The 21,997-nt window shown below is 61.0% G+C and carries 23 protein-coding genes, 1 other RNA gene and 1 pseudogene; 8 read left to right on the forward strand and 17 right to left on the reverse strand.

Annotated elements, in window-relative coordinates; all coding sequences use genetic code 11:
* Nucleotides 1-52: 52 nt before the first annotated feature.
* Entirely contained in the window at nucleotides 53-970 is a 918-nt protein-coding gene (locus ASD07_RS25405) for a LysR family transcriptional regulator (protein ID WP_055936999.1), read from the reverse strand.
* 100 nt (nucleotides 971-1,070) lie between these two features.
* On the opposite strand from ASD07_RS25405, the gene ASD07_RS25410 reads away from it, so the two are divergent.
* From ASD07_RS25410 to pncB, 3 genes are all read left to right on the forward strand, one after another.
* Nucleotides 1,071-1,685, forward strand: coding sequence for an FMN-dependent NADH-azoreductase (locus ASD07_RS25410; protein WP_055937002.1), 615 nt, complete (start codon nucleotides 1,071-1,073; stop codon nucleotides 1,683-1,685).
* A 202-nt stretch (nucleotides 1,686-1,887) separates the two neighbouring features.
* A complete protein-coding gene (locus ASD07_RS25415) occupies nucleotides 1,888-2,721 on the forward strand; it encodes a hypothetical protein (protein ID WP_055937005.1) in 834 nt (277 codons plus the stop codon).
* Nucleotides 2,718-3,908, forward strand: a complete 1,191-nt coding sequence (pncB, locus tag ASD07_RS25420) for a nicotinate phosphoribosyltransferase (protein ID WP_055937008.1) — start codon at nucleotides 2,718-2,720, stop codon at nucleotides 3,906-3,908. Before ASD07_RS25415 ends, pncB begins: the two co-directional genes overlap by 4 nt.
* Here the strand turns inward: pncB and ASD07_RS25425 are convergent.
* From ASD07_RS25425 to ASD07_RS25435, 3 genes are all read right to left on the reverse strand, one after another.
* Complete coding sequence (locus ASD07_RS25425) at nucleotides 3,896-4,858, reverse strand: GlxA family transcriptional regulator (protein WP_055937011.1); 963 nt, start codon at nucleotides 4,856-4,858, stop codon at nucleotides 3,896-3,898. The genes pncB and ASD07_RS25425 overlap by 13 nt on opposite strands.
* Nucleotides 4,859-4,860: 2 nt before the next feature.
* A complete protein-coding gene (locus tag ASD07_RS25430) occupies nucleotides 4,861-5,832 on the reverse strand; it encodes an SLAC1 anion channel family protein (protein ID WP_055937014.1) in 972 nt (323 codons plus the stop codon).
* A 108-nt stretch (nucleotides 5,833-5,940) separates the two neighbouring features.
* Nucleotides 5,941-6,843, reverse strand: a complete 903-nt coding sequence (locus ASD07_RS25435) for an MBL fold metallo-hydrolase (RefSeq protein WP_200953857.1) — start codon at nucleotides 6,841-6,843, stop codon at nucleotides 5,941-5,943.
* 95 nt (nucleotides 6,844-6,938) lie between these two features.
* On the opposite strand from ASD07_RS25435, the gene ASD07_RS25440 reads away from it, so the two are divergent.
* Nucleotides 6,939-7,841 carry a LysR family transcriptional regulator gene (locus tag ASD07_RS25440; protein WP_055937018.1) on the forward strand — a complete coding sequence of 301 codons (903 nt, stop codon included), beginning with the start codon at nucleotides 6,939-6,941 and terminating at the stop codon, nucleotides 7,839-7,841.
* Here the strand turns inward: ASD07_RS25440 and ASD07_RS25445 are convergent.
* The 6 genes from ASD07_RS25445 to ASD07_RS25470 form a co-directional block, all read right to left on the reverse strand.
* Nucleotides 7,838-8,137, reverse strand: coding sequence for a hypothetical protein (locus ASD07_RS25445; RefSeq protein WP_055937021.1), 300 nt, complete (start codon nucleotides 8,135-8,137; stop codon nucleotides 7,838-7,840). The genes ASD07_RS25440 and ASD07_RS25445 overlap by 4 nt on opposite strands.
* A gap of 56 nt (nucleotides 8,138-8,193) precedes the next feature.
* Nucleotides 8,194-8,625: a nuclear transport factor 2 family protein gene (locus tag ASD07_RS25450; protein WP_055937024.1), complete on the reverse strand. Its 432-nt coding sequence runs from the start codon at nucleotides 8,623-8,625 to the stop codon at nucleotides 8,194-8,196.
* Complete coding sequence (locus ASD07_RS25455) at nucleotides 8,625-8,924, reverse strand: antibiotic biosynthesis monooxygenase (RefSeq protein WP_055937027.1); 300 nt, start codon at nucleotides 8,922-8,924, stop codon at nucleotides 8,625-8,627. Before ASD07_RS25455 ends, ASD07_RS25450 begins: the two co-directional genes overlap by 1 nt.
* A 48-nt stretch (nucleotides 8,925-8,972) precedes the next feature.
* Entirely contained in the window at nucleotides 8,973-11,060 is a 2,088-nt protein-coding gene (locus ASD07_RS25460; RefSeq protein ID WP_055937029.1) for a TonB-dependent siderophore receptor, read from the reverse strand.
* Nucleotides 11,061-11,161: 101 nt separating this feature from the next.
* On the reverse strand, nucleotides 11,162-11,440 hold the full coding sequence (locus tag ASD07_RS25465; RefSeq protein ID WP_055937032.1) for a hypothetical protein: 279 nt from the start codon (nucleotides 11,438-11,440) through the stop codon (nucleotides 11,162-11,164).
* A 58-nt stretch (nucleotides 11,441-11,498) separates the two neighbouring features.
* Complete coding sequence (locus ASD07_RS25470; protein ID WP_055937033.1) at nucleotides 11,499-12,290, reverse strand: hypothetical protein; 792 nt, start codon at nucleotides 12,288-12,290, stop codon at nucleotides 11,499-11,501.
* Nucleotides 12,291-12,362: 72 nt separating this feature from the next.
* On the opposite strand from ASD07_RS25470, the gene ASD07_RS25475 reads away from it, so the two are divergent.
* Nucleotides 12,363-12,647, forward strand: coding sequence for a HigA family addiction module antitoxin (locus tag ASD07_RS25475; RefSeq protein WP_055937035.1), 285 nt, complete (start codon nucleotides 12,363-12,365; stop codon nucleotides 12,645-12,647).
* Here the strand turns inward: ASD07_RS25475 and ASD07_RS31905 are convergent.
* Nucleotides 12,627-12,872: a hypothetical protein gene (locus ASD07_RS31905; protein WP_229207299.1), complete on the reverse strand. Its 246-nt coding sequence runs from the start codon at nucleotides 12,870-12,872 to the stop codon at nucleotides 12,627-12,629. The genes ASD07_RS25475 and ASD07_RS31905 overlap by 21 nt on opposite strands.
* Before the next feature lie 130 nt (nucleotides 12,873-13,002).
* Nucleotides 13,003-13,341: pseudogene (locus ASD07_RS31910) on the reverse strand (gamma-glutamylcyclotransferase family protein); the annotation flags it as partial.
* A gap of 25 nt (nucleotides 13,342-13,366) precedes the next feature.
* Between ASD07_RS31910 and ASD07_RS25490 the strand changes: the two are divergent.
* Together ASD07_RS25490 and ASD07_RS31170 are read left to right on the forward strand one after the other, a co-directional pair.
* On the forward strand, nucleotides 13,367-14,512 hold the full coding sequence (locus tag ASD07_RS25490; RefSeq protein WP_055937047.1) for a S9 family peptidase: 1,146 nt from the start codon (nucleotides 13,367-13,369) through the stop codon (nucleotides 14,510-14,512).
* A gap of 153 nt (nucleotides 14,513-14,665) precedes the next feature.
* Nucleotides 14,666-14,905, forward strand: a complete 240-nt coding sequence (locus ASD07_RS31170; RefSeq protein WP_156398182.1) for a hypothetical protein — start codon at nucleotides 14,666-14,668, stop codon at nucleotides 14,903-14,905.
* Between the two features lie 371 nt (nucleotides 14,906-15,276).
* Here ASD07_RS31170 and ssrA read toward each other — a convergent pair.
* The 5 genes from ssrA to ompA form a co-directional block, all read right to left on the reverse strand.
* Nucleotides 15,277-15,639: a transfer-messenger RNA gene (gene ssrA, locus ASD07_RS30455) on the reverse strand.
* Between the two features lie 41 nt (nucleotides 15,640-15,680).
* Complete coding sequence (locus ASD07_RS25500) at nucleotides 15,681-16,655, reverse strand: hypothetical protein (protein ID WP_055937058.1); 975 nt, start codon at nucleotides 16,653-16,655, stop codon at nucleotides 15,681-15,683.
* Nucleotides 16,656-16,739: 84 nt separating this feature from the next.
* Entirely contained in the window at nucleotides 16,740-17,432 is a 693-nt protein-coding gene (locus ASD07_RS25505; RefSeq protein ID WP_055937060.1) for an HAD family hydrolase, read from the reverse strand.
* 46 nt (nucleotides 17,433-17,478) lie between these two features.
* Nucleotides 17,479-18,174 (reverse strand): bifunctional 2-polyprenyl-6-hydroxyphenol methylase/3-demethylubiquinol 3-O-methyltransferase UbiG, encoded by a 696-nt coding sequence (ubiG, locus tag ASD07_RS25510; RefSeq protein WP_055937063.1) that lies wholly within the window; start codon nucleotides 18,172-18,174, stop codon nucleotides 17,479-17,481.
* Nucleotides 18,175-18,265: 91 nt separating this feature from the next.
* Nucleotides 18,266-18,991 carry an outer membrane protein OmpA gene (gene ompA, locus ASD07_RS25515; RefSeq protein WP_055937065.1) on the reverse strand — a complete coding sequence of 242 codons (726 nt, stop codon included), beginning with the start codon at nucleotides 18,989-18,991 and terminating at the stop codon, nucleotides 18,266-18,268.
* Between the two features lie 275 nt (nucleotides 18,992-19,266).
* Between ompA and gyrA the strand changes: the two genes are divergently transcribed.
* Nucleotides 19,267-21,888, forward strand: coding sequence for a DNA gyrase subunit A (gyrA, locus tag ASD07_RS25520; protein ID WP_055937068.1), 2,622 nt, complete (start codon nucleotides 19,267-19,269; stop codon nucleotides 21,886-21,888).
* Nucleotides 21,889-21,997: the final 109 nt, after the last annotated feature.

The raw sequence follows: 21,997 nt of genomic DNA on the forward strand, positions 1-21,997 counted from the left end.
CGATGCTGCAGGCCAGCCTGTAGGTGCACACGCCGCTGGCCTGTAGGAATGCTTAGAAAGCGTCCTGCGGCAGCGTGTGATCGAGGTCGATGAATTTCTGGCGCAGCCATTTGCCGGCTGGACCGAGTTCATCGTCACTGCGATGGATCACGAACAGCGGGTATTCCAGCTCACGGCCTTCCTGGGTATGCAGCCGCAGCAGGCGCCCCTCCGCCAGGTCGCGCATCACCGTATGCTCGGGCATATTGCCCCAGCCAAGCCCGCCGACCAGCAGCGCGTGCTTGGAGCCGAGGTCGCCCAGCCGCCAGTCGCGCAAGCCCAGCACGCCGAAATCGCGGCCTTCCGTCAGCGGGCTGCGGTCGGTCACCACCAGTTGCAAATGCTCGCGCAGCACCGAGGTCGGGATTGGCGCGGCCTCGCGCGACAGTGGATGCAATGGTGAGCAGACCGGCATCATTTTCACAAAGCCCGCCGCATGGCGTTCGATAATTGCGGGCGCGCTGGCAGCCATGCCGGCCACGCCCAATTGGCAGCGGCGATCAGCCACCATTTGCGCCACCGCGCCCAGTGCTTCCGTATGCAGGCGCAGCGAAACGGTCGGGAACTCGCGCTGGAATTGTTCGAGCGCGCGCACCAGCACGCAGGCCGGGAACATGACGTCGACCACGATGCTCAGTTCGGCCTCCAGGCCCATGCCAAGCGCTTTGGCGCGCGAACGCATGCCATCCACCTTGCTGGTCACTGCGCGGGCGTCGGCCAGCAGCGTCCTGCCCGCTTCGGTCAGGGTCGGCTTGCGCGAGCTGCGATCGAGCAGGGTGAGATTCAGTTGCTCTTCCAGGTTGGCAATGGTGTAACTGATGACCGATTGGGTGCGATGCAGGGCGCGCGCGGCATGGGCAAACCCGCCGTGGTCAATGACGGCGATGAAGACGCGCAACTGGTCGAGGGTGGGGTGGCCGGGATCTCGCATATCAATAAAATCGATAATTTCTATCGTTATAAAACCTATTTCGTCGATAATAAACCCGTTCTAAGATGGCTGCAATCACCCACTTTCTTGGAGCAAGTACATGGCAAACGTTCTCTACATCAACAGCAGCGTGCGTAGCGCTGGTTCCCTGTCACGCCAACTGTCGGCTGAATTCATCGCCAAATGGAAGGCTGTCAACCCGTCCGACACCGTGGTCGAGCGCGACCTGGCAGCGAATCCGGTGCCACACCTGACCGAGCAGATGATGGGCGCCTTTTTCACTCCGGCTGAGGCGCGCAATGCCGAACAGGCGCAGGTGGTCAAAGTATCGGACACCCTGGTCGACGAACTGCTTGCAGCGGATGTGGTGGTGATCGGCGCGCCGATGTACAACTTCTCCGTACCATCGTCGCTGAAGGCCTGGATTGATCACGTAGCCCGCGTCGGCCGCACCTTCCAATACACCGCCAACGGCCCGGAAGGCCTGCTAAAAGGCAAGAAGGTCTACGTCTTCACCGCCAGCGGCGGCGTGTACAGCGAAGGCGCAGCAGTGGCCTATGACCACCTGACCACCTTCCTGCGCACCGTGCTGGGCTTCATCGGCCTGGTTGACGTCCAGTTCATCCGCGCCGAAGGCGTAGCGATGGGCGAGCAAGCGGTAGCCGACACCTTGGCCAAAGCACAGAAGTCGATCGAACAACTGCTCGCCGCGTAACTACAGCCCAGCCCGTGTCACACCTTGGGGTCACACCCTAGGTGTGACACGGACTCGACTGCTACGTGCTTGAGCCCGTGTCACACTTGGGGTGTGACCCCATGGTGTGACACGGGCTCGACCATTCACTTTCCCGTAGTGGACTTGGCAGCACTGGCCCGCCGGCCGTGCTGCCTTTTTTATCATTTGCTATCATTGCAAAATGAAACGCCACTATCACTTGCTCATCATCGATCCGCAGAACGATTTCTGCGATTTGCCACCACCGGCTGCGCCGGCTTTGCCGGTTCCGGGCGCCCATCAGGATATGCTGCGTGTCGCCAGCCTGATCGAGCGGGGCGGCGCCGGTCTTTCTGCCATCACCGTTACGCTCGATTCGCACCACCGCTATGATGTGGCGCACCCGACCTTCTGGCATACGGCCGAAGGCGCGGCGCCGGGACCGTTCACGCAGATTTCGGCCGCTGACGTGCGCGCGGGGCGGTTTGCGCCGCGCGATGCTGCCGCTTTGCCGCGTGTGCTGTCCTATCTCGATGCGCTGGAATCGGCCGGCCGCTACCAACTGATGGTCTGGCCGGTTCATTGCGAAATCGGCAGTTGGGGCTATAACGTGCACGACGCAGTGCGCGCTGCCTATAACGCTTGGGAAGAGGGGCGCCATGCCGTAGTTGCCAAAGTCGGCAAAGGTTCCAATCCCTGGACTGAACACTATTCCGCTGTCATGGCCGAAGTGCCCGATCCGTCCGATCCGGCCTCGCAACTGAATCGCGAACTGATTGCCAGCCTGGCGCAAGCGGACACCATCTACATCACCGGTGAAGCCGGCAGCCATTGCGTGAAGGCGACCACCGAACATATTGCCGATCATATCGATCCGCGCAAGCTGGTGCTGGTGACCGATTGCATGAGTCCTGTGACCGGTTTTGAAACCCAATACCTCGAATTCGCGCAAGCTATGCAGCGCCGCGGTGCGCGCCTTGCCGCTTCGGCTGAAGTGCTGCCGGAACTGCTGGCCAATGCGGAGAGCAAACAATGATCCCTGTCGTCCGCAGCCTGCTTGAAACTGACCTGTACAAATTCACCATGTGGCAGGCCTTGCTGCATAGCCACCCAAGCGCGCATGCCGAATATGAATTCGTGTGCCGCAACCAGACGGCCTTCCCGCTGTCGGCGCTGAAGGAAGAAGTCGAGGCCCAGCTTGACCACTTGTGCAGCATGTCCTTCATCGAGGACGAACTGAATTACCTGCGCTCCCTGCGCTACATCAAGAGCGACTTCGTCGATTTCCTGACGCTGTTCCGCTTCCAGCGCAAGTTCATTGAAGTGCGCGCGGAAGGCGACACGCTGGTGATCCGTGCCGAGGGCCCGCAAGTGCACATCATGGCGTATGAGATCTTCGTGCTCTACATCGTCAATGAACTGTACTTCCGCCGCGTCGGCACGCCGGCTGCGCTGGAAGAGGGGCGCAGGCACCTCGGCGACAAGATCGCGCAGCTAAAGGCTTTCGGGACTGATCCGGCGCTGCGCCATCCCTTCGAGTTTTCCGACTTTGGCTTGCGCCGCCGTTTTTCGGCCGTATGGCACGATGAAGTCGTCGAGCGCCTGGCACGCGAGGTGCCGGAGTGCTTCAAAGGCACCTCTAACGTCTACATCGCGAAAAAATTTGGCCTGATCCCGATCGGCACCATGGCCCACGAGTACATGCAGTCCTTCCAGGCTTTCGGCGTGCGGCTGCGCGAATTCCAGAAAGCTTCGCTCGAGGCGTGGGTGCAGGAATACCGTGGCGACCTCGGTATCGCGCTGACCGACGTGGTGGGGATGGATGCTTTCCTCGACGACTTCGACCTGTACTTCGCCAAGCTGTTCGACGGCTTGCGGCATGACTCGGGCGATCCGATCGTGTGGGGTGAAAAGGCCATCGCGCATTACCAGGCCTTGCGTATCGACTCCAACACCAAGCGCCTGGTGTTTTCGGATGGGTTGGACTTCGACACGGCGTTCCGCCTGTACCGCCAGTTCGCCGACCGCATCATGGTGGGCTTCGGCATCGGCACCTGGCTGACCAACGATGTCGGCATCAAGCCGCTGAATATTGTGATGAAGCTGATTCGCCTGAACGGGCAATCGGTTGCCAAGCTGTCCGATTCGCCCGGCAAGACGCTGTGCAAGGATGAGACTTTCCTCGCCTACCTGCGGCAAGTCTTCAACCATCAAGCTTCCTGAGGATGGAAGCGCTGGCGGTAGTCGCCCGGCGTCACGCCGAGGCGGCGCACGAAGGCCCGCCTTAAGCTGTTCTGGTCGTGGAAGCCGCTGCGTGCCGCTACCCGCTTGAGCGGGCTGGCGGTTTCCTCCAGCATGCGGCGCGCTGCGTCGAGCCGCGCGGCTTCGACGAAATCGGCTGGCGTTTCACCCGTATCGCTTTTGAACGCGCGTGAGAAATTGCGTACGCTCATGCCGGCTTGAGCGGCCAGTTGGTCCACGGTCAAATCTTCTTCCAGGTTTTCCAGCACCCATTCCTGTACTTGGCGGATCGGGTTGCGTTGCGCCGTTTGCGCGGCGAGGTGGGCGCTGAACTGCGCCTGGCCGCCGGGGCGCTTGATGAACATGACCAGCTCACGTGCCACGGCCAGGGCGACGTTGCGGCCCAGGTCTTCTTCCACCAGGGCCAGCGCCAGGTCCATGCCGGCCGTGACGCCGGCCGAGGTGTAAAGGTTCCCGTCGCGCAGGTAGATCTGGTCATGCTCGACCTGCACCTGCTCGAAGCGCAGTGCCAGCGAGGCTGAAATATTCCAGTGGGTGGTGACGCGGCGGCCGTCGAGCAGGCCGGCGTGGGCCAGCAGCCAGGCGCCGGAACATACGGAACCGAGGCGGCGCACCGTGGTTGCCTGCTGCTGCAGCCACTGCATCAGGCGCGGGTGGCCGGTTACTTCCTGCACCGCGTGGCTGCCGGTGACGAGCAGCGTATCCACCGCGTGGCCGAGCGTATCGATGGTGGCCGTCGGCTGGAACAACATGCCGTTGTCGGCGCGCACCGGTCCTTCTTCCAGGGCGACCAGGTCGAACTGGTAAGTGCCCGGCTTGCCCGACTGGCGGGCCGCTTCATGGAAGACATCCATCGGCCCGGCCACGTCGAGCAATTGCACGCCAGGGAAAACGAGTAAAGCGATACGCATGGTCAGCCTGCCAGGAGTTTGCCGGTGTACAGGGAATATAAGGTACGCACCAGCAGCACGGCAATCGTTACGGTCAGGAAGGCGAGCAGTACGCCGGCCAGCACCACGACAGCTGCGCTATCGGCCGTGGCGGCGTACTTGATCGCGGCATTCACCAATGCTGCGATCGGGAAGCTGATGCCCCACCAGGCCGGGCCAAATGGTACCGAGCGGCGGAATACACGCGGGGCCAGCACCAGGAACATGAACAGGCCAAAGTAGAACAGCATGGCGGCGAACATGTCGACGTGCTGCGTGACGTTGACGTAGGCCAGGAAGCCGACTTCGAACGGTGCAATCATCACCATCAGCGAAGGCAGCATGCCGGTCGGCAGCGGGTCGCCATGCACCAGGCGGCTGAAGATCATCACATAAAACACGATGGCGATGGCCGTGCCGATGCCGAGGGCCAGCATATTCATTTCATGGCCCCAGGTGCCGCCGGTCACCGCGATATCAAGCGAGGCCACGCCGGGAATCAGCCAGGCCGGCACGACGTTGGCTGGCGTCATATTCCCTTGCAGGACGCGTGACACTACGACATAACCCAGCACCAGCGTGGCGACCGCGCCGGCCGTCCACACCAGTTTTTGCAAGGCGGCGCTCCACGGTGCGACGACGCTTGATAACAGCAGCACGGCGATGCTGATCGTGCCGAAGAAGTTGCCGGCAACAGGGTGCGAGAACTCGGCCTTCACAGCTTCAGGGAACGCGGCCCATTTCGACAGGTAGGCCACGGCCAGCACCGCAAACACCAGCAGCGACAGGAGCCCGACGCCATCGGCGATCAGCGTGCTGCTGCCGAACAGGTGGGCCGCGCCGCGCCAGGCCAGTGCCAGGCCGGCAATGCCCATGACGGAGCCAAACAGGTTGACGGGCAGGTTTTTGACCGAGGCGCTGCTGGTGGGCAGGGCAGTGGCAATGGTGGTTTGCATGATGTTTGTCCGATGGATTAGCGATGAAATCATTATCGGACGCCGAGCATTTGGCCGATAGTGCGCATATGCGTCAATTTCAGCCAACCCTGAGCCACCCTCGGCCAGTCAGGGCGCCAGCTCGGCCAGCTGGTTGTTATAGGCGACCGGGATCCAGCGGAAGGAATCGCCGTCCTTGCGCAGGTGCCCCACGCCGGGGAAGGAAAAATGCGGCGACGCTACCACCACGCCGCTGGCGGCCACTTCGTCGAACAGTTTGCGGCGCGCGGCGGCGGCTTGCGGCTGGCTGTCGTCGTAAGAGATGGTGATGCCGGGGTGCGCCAGCTGGACTTCCGCCACATGCACCGTATCGTCCCAGAACAGCATGCGGTGACCTTTGCTCTCCACCAGGTAGGCGCTATGGCCCGGCGTGTGCCCCGGCACGGCGCGCGCTGTGATGCCAGGCAGGACTTCGCCGCTCGCCGGCAGGTACTTGATGCGCCCCGCGTCGTAGTAGGGGCCGACGGTCGCTTTCGGCGCGGGCTCATTGATCCAGCGCGCCACTTCGCGCCGGTCCACATACACCTGGGCGTTCGGGAACAGCATCTTGCCGCCGTTGGAAAGCCCGCCGGAGTGGTCGCCATGGATGTGCGTCAGCAGGATGGCCTCGATCTGTTCGGGCTTGAATCCTGCCGCGGCGAGGTTGGCCAGCAGGTGGCCGCTGGTGGCGCCAAACAGTTCGCCCGCGCCGGTATCGATCAGCACGCGGTGTTTGCCGGTATCCACCAGGTAGACGTTGATCGACAAGGCCAGGGTGTCGTGCAGGTGGCTGGCGCGCAGTTCGGCGCGGGCGGTGGCCGCGTCGCTCAGGATCGTCGTGACATCGCGCGGGGCGACACCGTCCGATATGGCGGTGACCTCGAAATCACCCAGCAGGGCGCGGTAAAAACCTGGCGCCTGGTCGGCAGCCAAGGCCAGGGTGGGGGCTTGTGCGGCAAGGGCCATCAAGGCGGTGGCGATCATTCGTTTCATGGCAATCTCCGTTTGTCGGTTGGTGGATGATTGCCATTGTGGCTAGCCTTGACATATACTTGAAATCGATCGTTGATATTCGACCTATAATTCATATGGATATAAGGCCTTCCGACCTCGCCTTGCTGGTATCGCTCAACGCCCTGCTGGAGGAGAACAATGTGACGCGCGCCGCAGCGCGGCTGCATATCAGCCAGCCCGCCTTGTCGGCCCAGCTGGCGCGTCTGCGGGACCTGTTCGGCGATCCGCTGCTGGTCCCGTCCGAAAGCGGAAGGGGCATGGTGCCGACGGCGCGGGCGCTGGCGCTGCGTGACGGCTTGCGCGATTCGTTGCGCCTTCTTGAAGCCGCTGTGCGCGATCCGGAATCCTTCGATCCGGCGCGCGCCGAACGCACCTTCATGATTGCCGCCAACGACAATGTGGTGACGATGTTCGGCATTGAACTGGTGCGGCGCATTGCGGCGAGCGGCGGCGACGGCCTGCGCGCCGGTTTTGTTGAACCAAACGCGGATGGCATCGTGGCGCGCATGGAGCGCGGAGAGCTTGACCTGCTGCTTGGTGCAGCGCAGACCATTCCGCAGGCATTGAAAGCCGTGCCCTTATCGAGCGAGCGTTATGTCATGGCGCAGCGGAGTGGCCATCCGCGCGGCATGCGTGCGCCGTCGCTGAAGCAGTTTTGCGCGTTGAAACATGTGCTGGTGTCGGGCAGGGGAGAATTCCACAGCTTCCTGGACCAGCGGTTGAAAGACCTGGGCCAGCAGCGGCAGGTGGCTGTGGTTGTGCCGCATTACAGCCTGGTGCCGACGATCCTGGCCAATACCGATTATGTCTGCACCTTGCCGGTACGCTTCCTGCAGCGCTTCAGCGGCCAACTGGATATCTTCAAGCTGCCCTTCGACCTGCCGGAATTTGCGATTGCCATGGCCTGGCATCCGCGCAGCGAGCACGATGCCGGGCACCGCTGGCTGCGCGAGCAATTGAAGTCGGTCCAGCTTTAGGCTTCCTGCGCGCCGAAACTGGCCATGATGCGGTCTGCCTGCTCGCGCTGGGCGTCGTCGTCCACGTCCACCGACAGCAGGGCGGCGGGGCGATCCGGTTTGTCGGTGTTGTCGACATCGTCCGGCGTAAGGGAATCCATGATGTTTTTCACGGCAGACGCGGTGGTGCTCAGCGCGCGCGCTTCATGCAGGTTCAGTTGTACAGCCGAATTGGCAAAGCCTTCGGCCAGCAGGGCGCTGCGCGCGCCTTCGGCATCGGCGATCTGGCGGAAATTTCGGTAAATAGTGCTTGGCATGATAAGTCTCCTGTTTGGCGGGATTGTCGCGTAAGGCGCTGCAACGTGGCGCGCGCTTACTTGGCCTGGGCTTTGCGTGATGACCAGTGCAGGTGCACGATCTGCCAGCCGTCGCCAACCTTTTCCAGCACGGCAGTTTCGAGCCCGAACACGTGGACCTCGGCGTCCTTGTAGCTGCCAGTGGTTTCCGTTTCGCGCATCACGATTGCGGTCGCGCCATCGCGGCGTTCTTCGTGACGCAGCAGGTGCGACCTGGTCGTGCGCAGGAAGTCGATATCGCTGTCGAGATGGTGCGCGGCATATTCGTCGCGGCTATTCTCGGTATAGCCGGATTCGAATATCCTGACCTTGGGGCTCAGCAGGGCCAATGCCGCGTCGCGCTTGCCCTCGGCCAGCGCGCGCTGGAACGCGTCCATGGTTTCCGCCGGGGTGGCAGCAAAAGCAGGCAGGCTGGCCGCGGCCAGCAGCAGGCAGGCGAGGATTCGCATCAGAATCCGGCGACAACGTTGGTGGTGTGCTCGACGCGCGGGGTGTTGGCGAAGTATTGGCCAACCATGCCGCGCCATGTCTGGAAGTCTTCGCTGCCGCGGAAATCGACGGTGTGGTTTTCCAGCGTCTCCCACACGATGACCAGCATATAGGTATTGGCGCGCTCGATGACGCGCTCCAGCCGCATCGACTTGCAGCCCTTCGCGCGCTGGAACAACGGTACGGCTTTCTGCACCGCTGCTTCAAACTCGCCGCCCTGGCCATCCTTGATCTCAAATTCCGCCAGCTCATAAATCATCGGGACATTCCTTTCGCAAAGTAATGTCCCGATTGTGCCTCAGTTGGATCAGAAGCGGTAGCGGGCCGTTACGCGGAAATTGCGCGGCGCGCCCGGCAGGTTAAGCAGCTTGCTTGACCCGTGACCGGAAACAATGTAGTCGCGATCGAGCAGGTTGTTCACGTTCAGCTGAACGTCGAAGGACGCGGTGCGGTAGGCCAGCATGGCGTCGACCACGGTGTAGCCAGGCAGGGTGGCGGTGTTGCCCGGGTTGGCAAAGCGGTCGCCCTGGTAGTTCACGCCGGCGCCGGTGAACCAGCCGCCGCCCAGCGCCTTGTTCAGCCACAGGTTCGCGCTGCGCTTAGGCGTGAGCGTCGGTTGCTTGCCTTGTACATCCTGGCCGTCGTCGCGTGCGATGGATTTGATGATTTCCGCATCCATCAACGCCAAGCCGGAAGCTACTTGCCAGCCTTGGCCCAGTTCACCGGTGAAGGTCAGTTCCAGGCCGTCGGTGCGCTGGGTGCCGACTGGCATGACGATGCTGGTGATTGGATCGGTCGCCTTGATGCCGGTGCGCTGCAGGCGGAACAGCGATGCGCCAACGGTGGCCTGGCCGCCCAACAGGTCGATCTTCGCGCCCACTTCCTTGTTGGTGGTTTCCTCCGGCTCGATGGCGGCGTTGGTGGCGGCCAGCGCGAAAGTTTCACCCGAAGGCTGGAAGGATTTGCTGAACGAGGCGTAATAAGAAACGGTGCCGCTTGGCTGGTATACCAGGCCTGCGCGCGGGCTCCAGGCGCGGTCGGTGCGTTCCAGGTTTTTCTGGCCTACGCGGCGCTCGCGCGTCTCCTGGCTGAAGTCATCGTAGCGCACGCCGGCCAGCAGCTTCCACTGCGGCGTCAGCGTCGCCAGGTCCTGCACGTAGACGCTCTTGTTCTTCATGATGCCCAGGTTGTCGGTGCCTGGCGCGACGTTGGCCGCCAGTTGCAGCACCGGCAGCACTGGATTGAACAGGTTGACCGTCGCCACATTGGTCTTCGAGCGGTTGACCTGGTCCTTGTCCTGCTTGCCGATCTCCACGCCGTACAACAGCTGGTGCTGCATGCCGAAGAATTCTGCGCGCTGGGTCAACTCGGTCTGGTTGAAGTAGCCGTCTTCCTCGCGGCGTACATTGCCGTGGGTGAGGGACGCGGTTTGCGCCGTTTCGTTGACGCTGCCCACCAGGGTGTTGTTGCGGTTCAGCGAGTAGTCGTAGCGGCGGAAGGCGTTGCGCAGCGACCAGTTGGCGTTGATGCGGTGATCCAGCACCACGGCCAGCGATTTCACGCGCGCCTGGCTGAAGTCCACATCGCGCGCATTGGCGGCGCCGAAGTAGGTGCCTGGATCCACGTCGACCGGCGCGCCCTTATACGAAGGGATGCCGAAGTCGGTCAGGCGGCGGTCGGACAGGTATTCGCCCTGCACCAGCAGGGAGGTGTCGGCATTGATCTTCCACAGCACGGATGGCGACAGTGCCTCGCGCTTGAGGAATTGCTGGTCGCGGTAGCTGTCCGAATCTTCCTTGGCGCCGGTGACGCGGAAGGCTACGCCGCTATCCTTCAGGTTGCGCGCCAAGTCGAATTCGCCGCGCTTTTTGCTCCAGCTGCCGAAGGTCACGCTGGCTTCCGTGCGGTCGATGCCGGGCTTCTTGGTGATGCGGTTGATCATGCCGCCCGAAGAACCGCGGCCATACAGCACCGAGGCCGGGCCCTTGATGACTTCAATCTGTTCGATGTTGGACAGGTCGCGAAAATACAGCGCATCGTCGCGCATGCCATCGATGAACTGGTCGGCAATCGCGGTAAAGCCGCGGATGGTCACCTGGTCGCGCTGGCCGTCGCCGTGCGACAGGCCGACGCCTGGAATGCCCTTCATCACGTCTTCCATCGAGCTCGCGCCCTGGTCGCGCAGCAATTCCTGCGGCACCACGTTCACGGTCTGCGGGATGTCGCGCAGCGGCGCATCGATCTTGGTCGCGCTGGTGGCGGTGCTCGGGTTGTAAGCGGCTTCGCGGGCGGCGGAGACGGTAACGGAGGGGAGGGTAGCGTCTTCGGCGAAAACGGCGAAATGCGGCATTGCCAGCGCAACGGCAAGCGCCAGCGGGGACTTGTTCAACGACATGCTATTTCCTAAGTGGCTGCGTAATGAGAATTGTTATCATTCTCAATTATGCGCCACCCGGGAAATTTGTTCAACCGTAAATCTTGTACTGGGTTAAGAAACTAGCGTTCGCTGCGCCGCACGGTATCGGGGCCCGTTTCGTGCGATTCACCTTGGCGATATTGCGTGCCGGTCTGGAAACCATGCTCGCGTTTATCCTCATCGACGCAGCCGGACAGCAGGTCGTCGGTGCGGCCGGCAGAATCTTCCGATTGCTGGTTGCCTTCCTGGGAACGGGACAGGTTGCGGCGGCCAGTGCATCCGGCGCCCATGGTCGCGATGCTGCTGGTGCCATCGTGGGTTTGCTGCTCCAGGCTGCGTCCCTTGTTGAGTGTGGACATGATTGCCTCCTTGTAGCTACGGCCAATAGTCCATTCTAGGCCTGTAGGGAGGAATATCCTAGTTCTCGGTGTATTTGCGAAGCAGCAGGTTGAAGCGCTTGTTGCCATTGGTGCCGAGCCAGTTCCAGAGGGTATCGACTTGGTGGCGGTGCGCCTCGTAATAGGCGGTGCTGGTCGCGATCCAGTTATGGGATTTCAGCACAGGCTTTTCCAGCCGCACCAGTTGGCCCTTGTAGCGGTCAGCCACGTACTTGTCCAGGTCTGTAGCGGCGATCATCGGCACGACGAAGGCATCGATGCGGCCAAGCTGGAGCTTTTCGAAATTGCTCGGCACGGTAGGCGCGCCCTGGTCGAGGATGGCGCCGGACTTCTCCAGTTGCACGCCGTAGGATGAGCCATACATCACGCCAACCCGTTTTCCGCGCACCATTTCCCCCGGATCGAGGTCGCGCGGGTAGCCGTCCTTGGCGCGCACAAAAGCCATCACGACCAGGCTGGTGGCGCGCCTGGTGTCCGGTTTGCCTTGCGCATCGCGCGGGATCACGATGCCGGGCTGCCCATCGGCCGTGATGTCGACCGGGACAAAGTCCACCGCACCGCTGACCAGCGCACTGCGCAAGCGCATCACCGGCAGCCGCGCCAGTTCAATTGCGCAGCCACCGCTGGCGGCGAATTCGCGAATCCACTCCACGCTGGCGCCAGCAGGTTCGGGCACGGTCGCGCCATTGCCCATCCAATACGGCGGGCGGTGCTGGTCGGGGTAGGCGAAGCGGATCGTGCCGCAGGCGGCCAGCACATTGTTGGCAGCGAAAGCGAGGAGGATAGTCGCAGTGAAAGGTTTCCATTTCATTCTGTCGCTATTCTAAGTCAACAGTAATGCGCCTGGCTGCACGGTAGTAGAATCAAAGGACAGGAGGCGACTATGGAAAATACTATGCGCCCGATCCATCCGGGCGAAGTCTTGCTGGAAGAGTTCATGGACCCAATGGGGCTGACTGCGAACACGCTGGCCGGCGTGCTGCACCTCGAACCTGGATACCTGACTGGCATTGTGCGGCAGGAGCGCAGCATCTCGCCCGCCACCGCCCAGCAGCTCGCCAGCTATTTCGACACCACGCCGGAGTTCTGGCTCACCCTGCAGACCACCTACGACACCCGCCGGGCCTTGATGAAAAGACGGCGCGCGCTAAAACGCACGCTGCATTGAATCGCTGCGGCGGTCGCTGGAGTGCCAGGGCAGGGAAGCCACCGACCTGACTTGCGTCGGGAAACGTTCCGCGAAAGAGCGGATCAGCATGTGCTCCACACCGCAGATGGCGAGGTAGGAATAAGCCGCGCCCTGGTCGAAGGCCAGGGCGGTGCGCACTGCCATGTCGAAACGCTCGGCAGTACCGCTGTCGTGACGCCGTTCCTTGTGACTTCGTTGATCCACGCTGCCTCCTTGAGCCAGCGGATAGGCTACGTCGCGCGCGGGAGCGCGGTCTGTGCGTCAGTCCACATCGTGCATCCACATAGGCCCACGCAACAGTTCCGGATGCGAGCGTGATGCGATGGCGCTTGTACGCGGCCACCTCGTACCGGTCCGCCTGCTGCAGTTCCGCTGGCGTGACCAGAAGAACCGAGCCGGCTACGGCATCCATCGCACTGCTGCTCCGCGCGATGATCGGATGATGCGTCTTGCCGCTGGTCGCAACTACTTCGGGATCATCGATCTCCAGCAGCCCAAGCTTATAGCCATTCAACTGGTCTGCCATGCCTTCGAGCTTGCGCCCGAACGTCGCAAGCTGCACGCCTTGCTGTTGCAGCGTCCCATATGAAAACAGCTTTTCGAATTTCTCCATTTCGCCTCCCATGCGATCGATTAATTGTTTTAATGATAATGTGCTTCGGCTGTCTACCATTCAAACACCACTACCGGAGCAAAGAATGCGACAAAACATCCTGCCACGTTCCCGATCATTCCTGCGCCTGCTCAGCGGCCTGCTGCTGGTCGGCGCCGCAGGCTTTGCTGCAGCAGAGCCTTGCCGCAAAATCAGCACAGAAGCCGAGCTTTCCAGCTATACCAAAACTCAAGGAACCCAGGCCACGGTAGCCAGGGATATCTGCTATGCAGAGGGCACCGAGTGGAAGGAGAAGTCGCCGGCCGGCGCTTACGATGTGACGCTGGACCAGCGCTTCGACTTCTACCGCCCCGCCTCGCTGCCCGCATCGCAACGGCTGCCGCTGATCATCTGGGCACATCCGAATGGCGCCACCGATAACTTGCCCCAGCAGGGCGACTTGTATCCGAAACTCGTAACACCCGCGCTGGCGCTGGGCTTCGCCTTGATGTCGATCGAATTCCGCCACCCGGTCGCGAGCCAGGAGTATGGCAAGTCGCCTAATCTCGATATCCCAAACACGGACATCGCACGCGCCGTGCAGTGGGCACGCCACAGGTCCGGCATGCTCGGCATCGATGGCAGCAATATTTTCATCGTCGGCCAATCACGCGGCACGCTTGGCCTGATGAATGCGCTGTCGAAGAACCTGGCCGATGACCAAGCCCCGTTCCCTTACCAGACCAAGTCGTCGCGTGTCAGGGCGGTGTATGCGGTGCAAGCGCAAACCACGTATGAAAAGGAGCAGGTCAAGCAGACCTTCATTCATCCGGACAGTTGGCCTGCGTTTGAGGCGCTCTATGCGAACTTCCATCAGCCAGGCAGCTCGATCAACGAAATCACCACCGACGACCCACCCGTCGCGATGCGATATGAGCGGGCGCCGACTGATCAATCGCTGCAAACAGTCGTGCCGCTTCATTTGCCAGCGCAAAACGGCAACTGCGCCTATCCGGAGGGATGCTTCGACTTTCATCATCCGAACTTCGGCTTGAAACTGCATCTCGCGTTTAAGTCCCTCTCACCAACACAGCCGGCTTCGAAGTTCGACATTGCGTACAACGTGCCGACCGACTACCTCTACGTCGACCAGGTCACTAGCCGGCCCTATGCCTGCTTCTTCGCTAAGAACCTGACGCCGGAAGGGCGTGCGAATCTAAGTGCATACGCAGTTGAGGTTTGCGGGCTGTAATTCGAAAACTGCGAGGGAAAACGACCTTGGTGGTAAGTTGTCGTGATTCAGATCTGATCGCCCAGCAAGTTCTTGTCACGGGGGCGATCAAGTCTACCGGTGCGACAAACCAAATTCGTGCGTGTCATACTTCTAAGTAGCAAGGAGGTGACCATGTCCGAAAAACTCACCAACTATCGCCGATTGGATCGCGTAACTGCTGATCGAGTCCAATACGGCCTGTCCCTGCTATATCTTGCAGGTGCCGCAGAAGCCCGTCAGTTCATGGCTCTTAATGGAATTCCAGATCCGATTATTGAAAGAGTACTCTCTGCTCAATACGTTCGAGGAGCTAAAAGTCCTGTTCGTATCGTCGTTAATTCACGACGTGCAGCAAAATTGCGTGAGAGTTGATCGAGGTCCCACTGGCATCGATCAGTGCCAGGGACTACCGATCCCTTTTTCGACGGTCTTTGCGGACTGATAAGACCAAGCCAATCCGCGTTTGTGCGCTAGGGCGTCGGAAGACTGTTTGCAATGGTGCGAGACCAAATCCTGAGCGCGTCACGCAGACGCGAAATGACTGCGAACACTGCCGGGCTCTACCCATTGCCTGGCAAAGCGGTCGCCTGCCTATGTTGAATCGTGAAAGCAAAAAAAATAGCCGCAAAATGCGGCTATTTTAGGGTTGTCATTTTGTTGTCATTTCGGTGCCAAATCAGCCTCCAAATACCCCAATCAATGACAGCATTAAAATCATAACTTCATGATTTTAAATGAAATAGTGGTGGAGACGGCGGGAATCGAACCCGCGTCCGCAAGCACTCTACAGACAGTTCTACATACTTAGCACTATCATTTAATTTAACCTGTACGGCACGGATGTGCACGTTCCGGACAGGCGATTCACCTTAGATTTAGGACTTCTCGAAGTGAACCCTCGAAGTCCGATCCCTTATAAATGACCCAACACGACCTTGCGGTCACACCCTAAGGGCGAGGTGTTGTCGGGCAGGTCAGCGATTAAGCTGCCAGTGCGTACGAGTTATCGTTTGCAGTTAGTTTGTTTCTGGGTGTATTTACGAGGTAACCAGCCCTCGGTATGCCCTGTTCTGCTTTGCAACCCACGTCGAAACCAGGTCGTCCCCACAGAAGGAAGTTGTATTTTACCTGAATCTTTTCGAGAGCGTTACTCTTCGAGCGAAATCAGCGGGCGGGCGTCGTCGGGAAGTCGGTTGGCGCGGATTTCGCCGCCGGGGCCGAAGGTGAATTCGACCAGGTGGCGGCGCGAGACCGGGGCAGTGGCGGACTTGAGGTCGTGGAAGCTGTCGGCTTCCTTGAAGCCGAGGTCGATGGTCAGCCCCTGGAGCTGGTAAGTCTCGACCAGCTGCTCCACGCGGTTGCGCCGGGTGTTGGTTTCGATGGTGCCATGGTGGGCCGGCTTTTCGCCTTCGAAGTAGCGGATCAGTGCGCCTTCCATGACTTCCACATGCGAGCGGGTGGAGGCTTCACCGAGTGCGTCCTGCACTGCGGATTCAACTTTCACATCCATGCGCTTGACCAGCAGGAAGGTGTCGAGCGTGCCGTCGTTCTCTTCCATGATGCGGTTGACGGCAGGGAGGCGGCCTTTGGCCAGGCGGGATTGCGTGTCGCGCGTGATGCCGACGTACTCCACCATGCTTTCGTACTTCAGGTCGTTCGGGAATTTCTGCAGCAGGTCGTGCGCGGAATAGCACTCCGTCAGCGCGCCCCAGTTCAGCGTGATGTACTTGTCGTGCAGGGTGACGATCGGCTTCTTGAAAGTGGCTTCGAACGGCACTTCCAGTTCGAGCGTGATCGATTCCTTGCGGTTGTCGGTGCCGGCCAGCAGCGGCACGGTCAGCTTCAGGCCGAAGAAGCCCCAGCTGGTGCCTTTCTTGATGTCGAAGCGCAGGCGCTGGCGCGAGATGACGAAGAACAGCAGCTGCTTTTCCATGGTCGCGTCGAGCGCGAACTGCATGCGGCGCTGGTAGCGGCCGATCGGGTCGCGGAAGTCGGGCACCAGCGGGTCGTTCACCAGCAGGTCGTACCAGTAGAAGCGGCTCTCGGCAACGGAGGCATCCCAAACCTGCGGCGCACTGCTGCGTGGTGGGAGCGCCGCCTCGATGTTGTCGTCCCCGTCCATAAAGTCTCCAGGTGCCTTTTTCAGTATTCGCTACTGACTATAGTATAGAAACTTATTGCTGTTGGGCAAGTTATAACGCAGTTTCTACGCTGCCAACGGTGTCGGCGATGGTACGGTTGCGCGAATCAGGGCCAGCAGGTCGGCTGGCGAGGCCAGCAAGTGGTCGGCGCCCCAGGCGGCGGGTTCGACTGGTCCGCAATAGCCCCATTGGCAGGCTATGGTGCGCATGCCGGCGGCGTGGCCGGCCTGGATGTCGCGCAGGTCGTCGCCGACGTACCAGCATTCTTCCGGCGCCAGGCCAAGGCGGGCCGCGGCTTCCAGCAGCGGGGCAGGGTGGGGCTTGGCGTGCGCGGTGGTGTCGCCGGAGACGACGCAGCTCGCCAGTTCCAGGCCGATCTGCGTTACCAGCGGGTCGGTGAAGCGGGCTGGTTTGTTGGTGACGATGCCCCAGCGCAGGCCTGCTTCGGTAATGCCGGCCAGCAGTTCATGCACGCCGTCGAACAGGCTGCTGTGCACCGCCATGGCGGCTTCGTAGTTGGTGAAGAAGCCATCGCGCAATTCCTCAAAGCCTTCATCCTGCGGCTTGAGGCCGAAGGACACACCGATCATGCCGCGTGCGCCGTGCGATGCCTGCGGGCGCAGCACCTCGTATGGCGTCGGCTCCAGCCCGCGCACGGTGCGCAGCAGGTTGATGGCGGCGGCCAGGTCGGGGGCGGTGTCGGCCAGGGTGCCATCGAGGTCAAACAGGATGGCGCGCGGGGCTGGAAACAGGCTCATGATAGGGAAAGACTTTCGAAGCAGGCGGCGCGCGGGCCGCCTGGCTTTATGCTGGGCGGGTGCAAGCCACCAGGTAATTAACGCTGGTGTCGTTGTTCAGGGAGTAGACCTTGGTGAGCGGATTGTAGCCCATGCCCTTCAAGGCATCCACTTGCAGACCAGCAGTGCGGACATATTGCGACAGTTCGGCTGGAGTGATGAACTTTTCATAATCGTGCGTGCCCTTGGGCAGCATGCGCAGCAGGTATTCGGCGCCGATCACCGCGAACAGGTAAGCCTTGGGGTTGCGATTCAGGGTTGAGAAGAAGACATGGCCGCCCGGCTTTACCAGGGTGGCTGCCGCGCGCACGATGGCGCCTGGGTCGGGGACGTGTTCCAGCATTTCCATGCAGGTCACAACATCGTACTGGCCGGCCTCCTGGGCTGCCATTGCCTCGGCGGCGATCAGTTTGTAGCGCACCGGCACGCCGGATTCCAGGCTATGCAGGTCGGCAACTTTCAGGGCTTTTTCCGACAGGTCGATGCCGGTGACCTTGGCGCCTTTGCGGGCCATGGATTCGGACAGGATGCCCCCGCCGCAGCCGATATCGATCACGTTCTTGCCGGCCAGCGGGGCGCGGGCGTTGATCCATTCCAGGCGCAGCGGATTGATTTCGTGCAGGGGTTTGAATTCGGACGTGGGATCCCACCAGTGATGGGCCAGTTCGCTGAATTTTTGCAGTTCTAATGGGTCGGCGTTCATGCCGGGATGATACTGGAAAAATGTCCACCCTGGGGTGGACAAAAAAAGCCCCGCACAGGGCGGGGCTCCAATAGCGCTGAGGCGCCGGGAATTACTTCTTGGTGCCTACAACTTCGATTTCCACGCGGCGGTTCTGGGCGCGGCCTTCGGCGGTCTTGTTGTCCGCTACTGGCTGCTTCTCGCCCTTGCCTTCGGAGTACACGCGGTTGGCTTCCACGCCTTTGCTCTGCAGGTACGCTTTGACAGCATCAGCACGACGCAGCGACAGCTTGTCGTTGTACTGGTCGGTGCCCATGGAGTCGGTGTGGCCGACGCCGATGATTACTTCCAGGTTGATGCCGCTCAGCTTGCTGACCAGGTCGTCCAGCTTTTCTTTCGCTTCTGGCTTCAGCACGGCCTTGTCGTAGTCGAAGAATGCGTCGGATGCGAACGAAACCTTCTCAGCAGTCGGTGCCGCGGTCGGTGCTGCCGGGGTTGCTACTGGCGGTACGGCGACTGGCGGCTGCTCTGGCGCGACCGGTGGTGGAGGTGGCAGCACGCATTTGCCATCTTTCAGCTCTTCCGGTGGGGTGCAGATCGGCAGGTCGCAACCTGGCACGGCATCGGCCGGGGTCCAGTAGCCGGTGCGCCAGCACAGGCCGAATGGATTGCGGGCGATGACGCCACGGGCATCCTGCACATAGGCGCTCTTAGGCGTCGCGGCCTTGATGTCCTGGGTTACTGGTGCGAACGGAGGAGCGGTTGGCTTGTCTTGTGCTAGCACAGGGCCGGCCAGAACGGAAGACGCAGCAAACATGGTGGCGAGGATTTTCTTCATATTGGTCTTTTCCTTAAACGGGGGTAACGCTGTTAAAACTATCTTTTAAAACTATCTTTTTCATTAGTTTCTCGTCCATTTTGCCATATTTCGCAAAACTGCATCAAAAGTAGAGGAAAAAGCCAGTTTCGCGCATCTGACCAAAATGTTGTTTTGTTGCAACGCAGGGGCCATAATACGGTGCATTTGTGTCAACCCAATGACTTTCATCCGGCCGCCTTGGCGCCATGCTAAAATCGCAGGCTTGTACGCCTAGACAAAAGATCGACCCGCCAATGGATCAATTCGCAAAAGAAACAATCCCAATTTCCCTCGAAGAAGAGATGCGCAAGAGCTACCTCGATTACGCCATGAGCGTGATCGTAGGCCGAGCTCTGCCGGACGCTCGCGACGGCCTTAAGCCAGTACACCGCCGCGTCCTGTTCGGGATGCACGAACTGAACAACGTGTGGAACCGCCCTTACGTGAAGTGCGCCCGTGTTGTGGGCGAAGTCATGGGTAAGTACCACCCGCACGGCGACGCGTCGATTTACGACACGCTGGTGCGTATGGCGCAGGATTTCTCCCTGCGCTACATGCTGGTCGACGGCCAGGGTAACTTCGGTTCCATCGACGGCGACAACGCCGCGGCGATGCGTTACACCGAGTGCCGCCTGGACAAGATTTCGGCAGAGCTGCTGGCCGACATCGACAAGGAAACCGTCGATTTCGCGCCCAACTACGACGGCAAGGAGAAAGAGCCTACCGTCCTGCCGACCAAGATTCCTAACCTGCTGATCAACGGCTCGTCCGGTATTGCAGTGGGTATGGCCACCAACATCCCGCCGCACAACCTGACGGAAGTGATCAACGGCGCGCTGCACGTGCTGAACAACCCGGATTGCTCGATCGACGAACTGATCGAGATCATTCCGGCGCCGGACTTCCCGACCGGCGGCACCATTTATGGTGTGTCCGGCGTGCGCGATGGCTACCGCACCGGCCGTGGCCGCGTGGTGATGCGCGCCAAGACCCACTTCGAGGAATACGGCAAGGAAGGCGGCCGTACCGCGATCATCGTGGACGAGCTGCCATACCAGGTCAACAAGAAGTCCCTGCTGGAGCGCATCGCCGAGAACGTGCGCGACAAGAAGCTGGAAGGCATTTCCGACATCCGCGACGAGTCCGACAAGTCGGGCATGCGCGTGGTGATCGAGCTGAAACGCGGTGAAGTGCCGGAAGTGGTGCTGAACAACCTGTACAAGCAGACCCAGCTGCAGGACACCTTCGGCATGAACATGGTCGCCCTGGTGGACGGCCAGCCGAAGCTGATGAACCTGAAGGACCTGCTGGCGACCTTCCTGTCGCACCGCCGCGAAGTCGTCACGCGCCGTACCGTGTACGAACTGCGCAAGGCGCGCGAACGCGGCCACGTGCTGGAAGGCCTGGCGGTTGCACTGGCCAACATCGACGATTTCATCGCCATCATCAAGGCAGCGCCAACGCCGCCGATCGCGAAACAGGAACTGATGGCGCGCGGCTGGGATTCGTCCATCGTGCGCGAAATGCTGAAACGCACCGGCGAAGAAGGCCAGGGCGGTATCGAAGCCTTCCGTCCTGAGCACCTGCCGAAGCACTACGGCCTGCAGTCCGATGGCCTGTACAAGCTGTCCGACGAACAGGCAGGCGAGATCCTGCAAATGCGCCTGCAGCGCCTGACCGGCCTGGAACAGGACAAGATCGTCAACGAGTACAAGGACGTGATGTCCCTGATCGCCGACCTGCTGGACATCCTGTCCAAGCCGGCCCGCGTGACCGCCATCATTACCGAAGAACTGAATGCCTCGATGCTGGAATTCGGCGACAAGGATCCGCGCCGCTCGAATATCGAGAACAACGCGACCGACCTCGAAACCGAAGACCTGATCACGCCGCAGGACATGGTGGTGACCCTGTCGCACATGGGCTATATGAAGGCCCAGCCGCTGTCCGAATACCGCGCCCAGAAGCGCGGCGGCCGCGGCAAGCAGGCGGCAGCGACCAAGGATGAAGACTGGATCGACCAGCTGTTCATCGCCAACACCCACGATTACATCCTGTGCTTCTCCAACCGCGGCCGCCTGTACTGGCTGAAGGTGTGGGAAGTGCCGCAAGGCTCGCGCACTTCGCGCGGCAAGCCGATCGTGAACATGTTCCCGCTGCAGGACAACGAGAAGATCACCGTGGTGCTGCCGCTGTCGGGCGTAAACCGCACCTTCCCGGAAGACCATTACGTCTTCATGTCGACCAGCCTGGGTACCGTGAAAAAGACCCCGCTGAAGGACTTCTCCAATCCGCGTAAGGCCGGCATCATCGCGGTCGACCTGGACGAAGGCGACTTCCTGATCGGTGCCGCGCTGACCGACGGCAAGCACGACGTGATGCTGTTCTCCGACAACGGCAAGGCGGTGCGCTTCGATGAGAACGACGTGCGTCCGATGGGCCGTACCGCGCGCGGCGTGCGCGGCATGAACCTGGAAGAAGGCCAGAACGTGATCGCGCTGCTGGTGGCGGAAAACGAAGAGCAGTCGGTGCTGACCGCAACCGAGAACGGTTTCGGCAAGCGTACCCCGATCGCCGAGTACACCCGCCACGGCCGCGGCACCAAGGGCATGATCGCGATCCAGACCTCCGAGCGTAACGGCAAGGTGGTGGCGGCGACCCTGGTGACCAAGACCGACGAGATCATGCTGATCACGACCGGCGGTGTGCTGATCCGCACCCGCGTCTCGGAGATCCGTGAGATGGGCCGGGCCACCCAGGGCGTGACCCTGATTGCGGTGGAGGACGGCACCAAGCTCTCGGGCTTGCAGCGCATCGTCGAAGCAGACGCGGACGAGCCGGAGGCGGAAGCAGAAGGCGGCGAAGCAGCCGAATAAGGCTGACCCGCAACGGGCCCCGTCTGAGTGATCAGGCCGGGCCCGTTAGTTTTTATAGCTGCCAAATTCGAAAAACAAATAAGCAATGAAGAAAATAGTTGTGGAGCAG

Source organism: Duganella sp. Root336D2 (assembly GCF_001425005.1).
Lineage (GTDB): Bacteria > Pseudomonadota > Gammaproteobacteria > Burkholderiales > Burkholderiaceae_D > Rugamonas.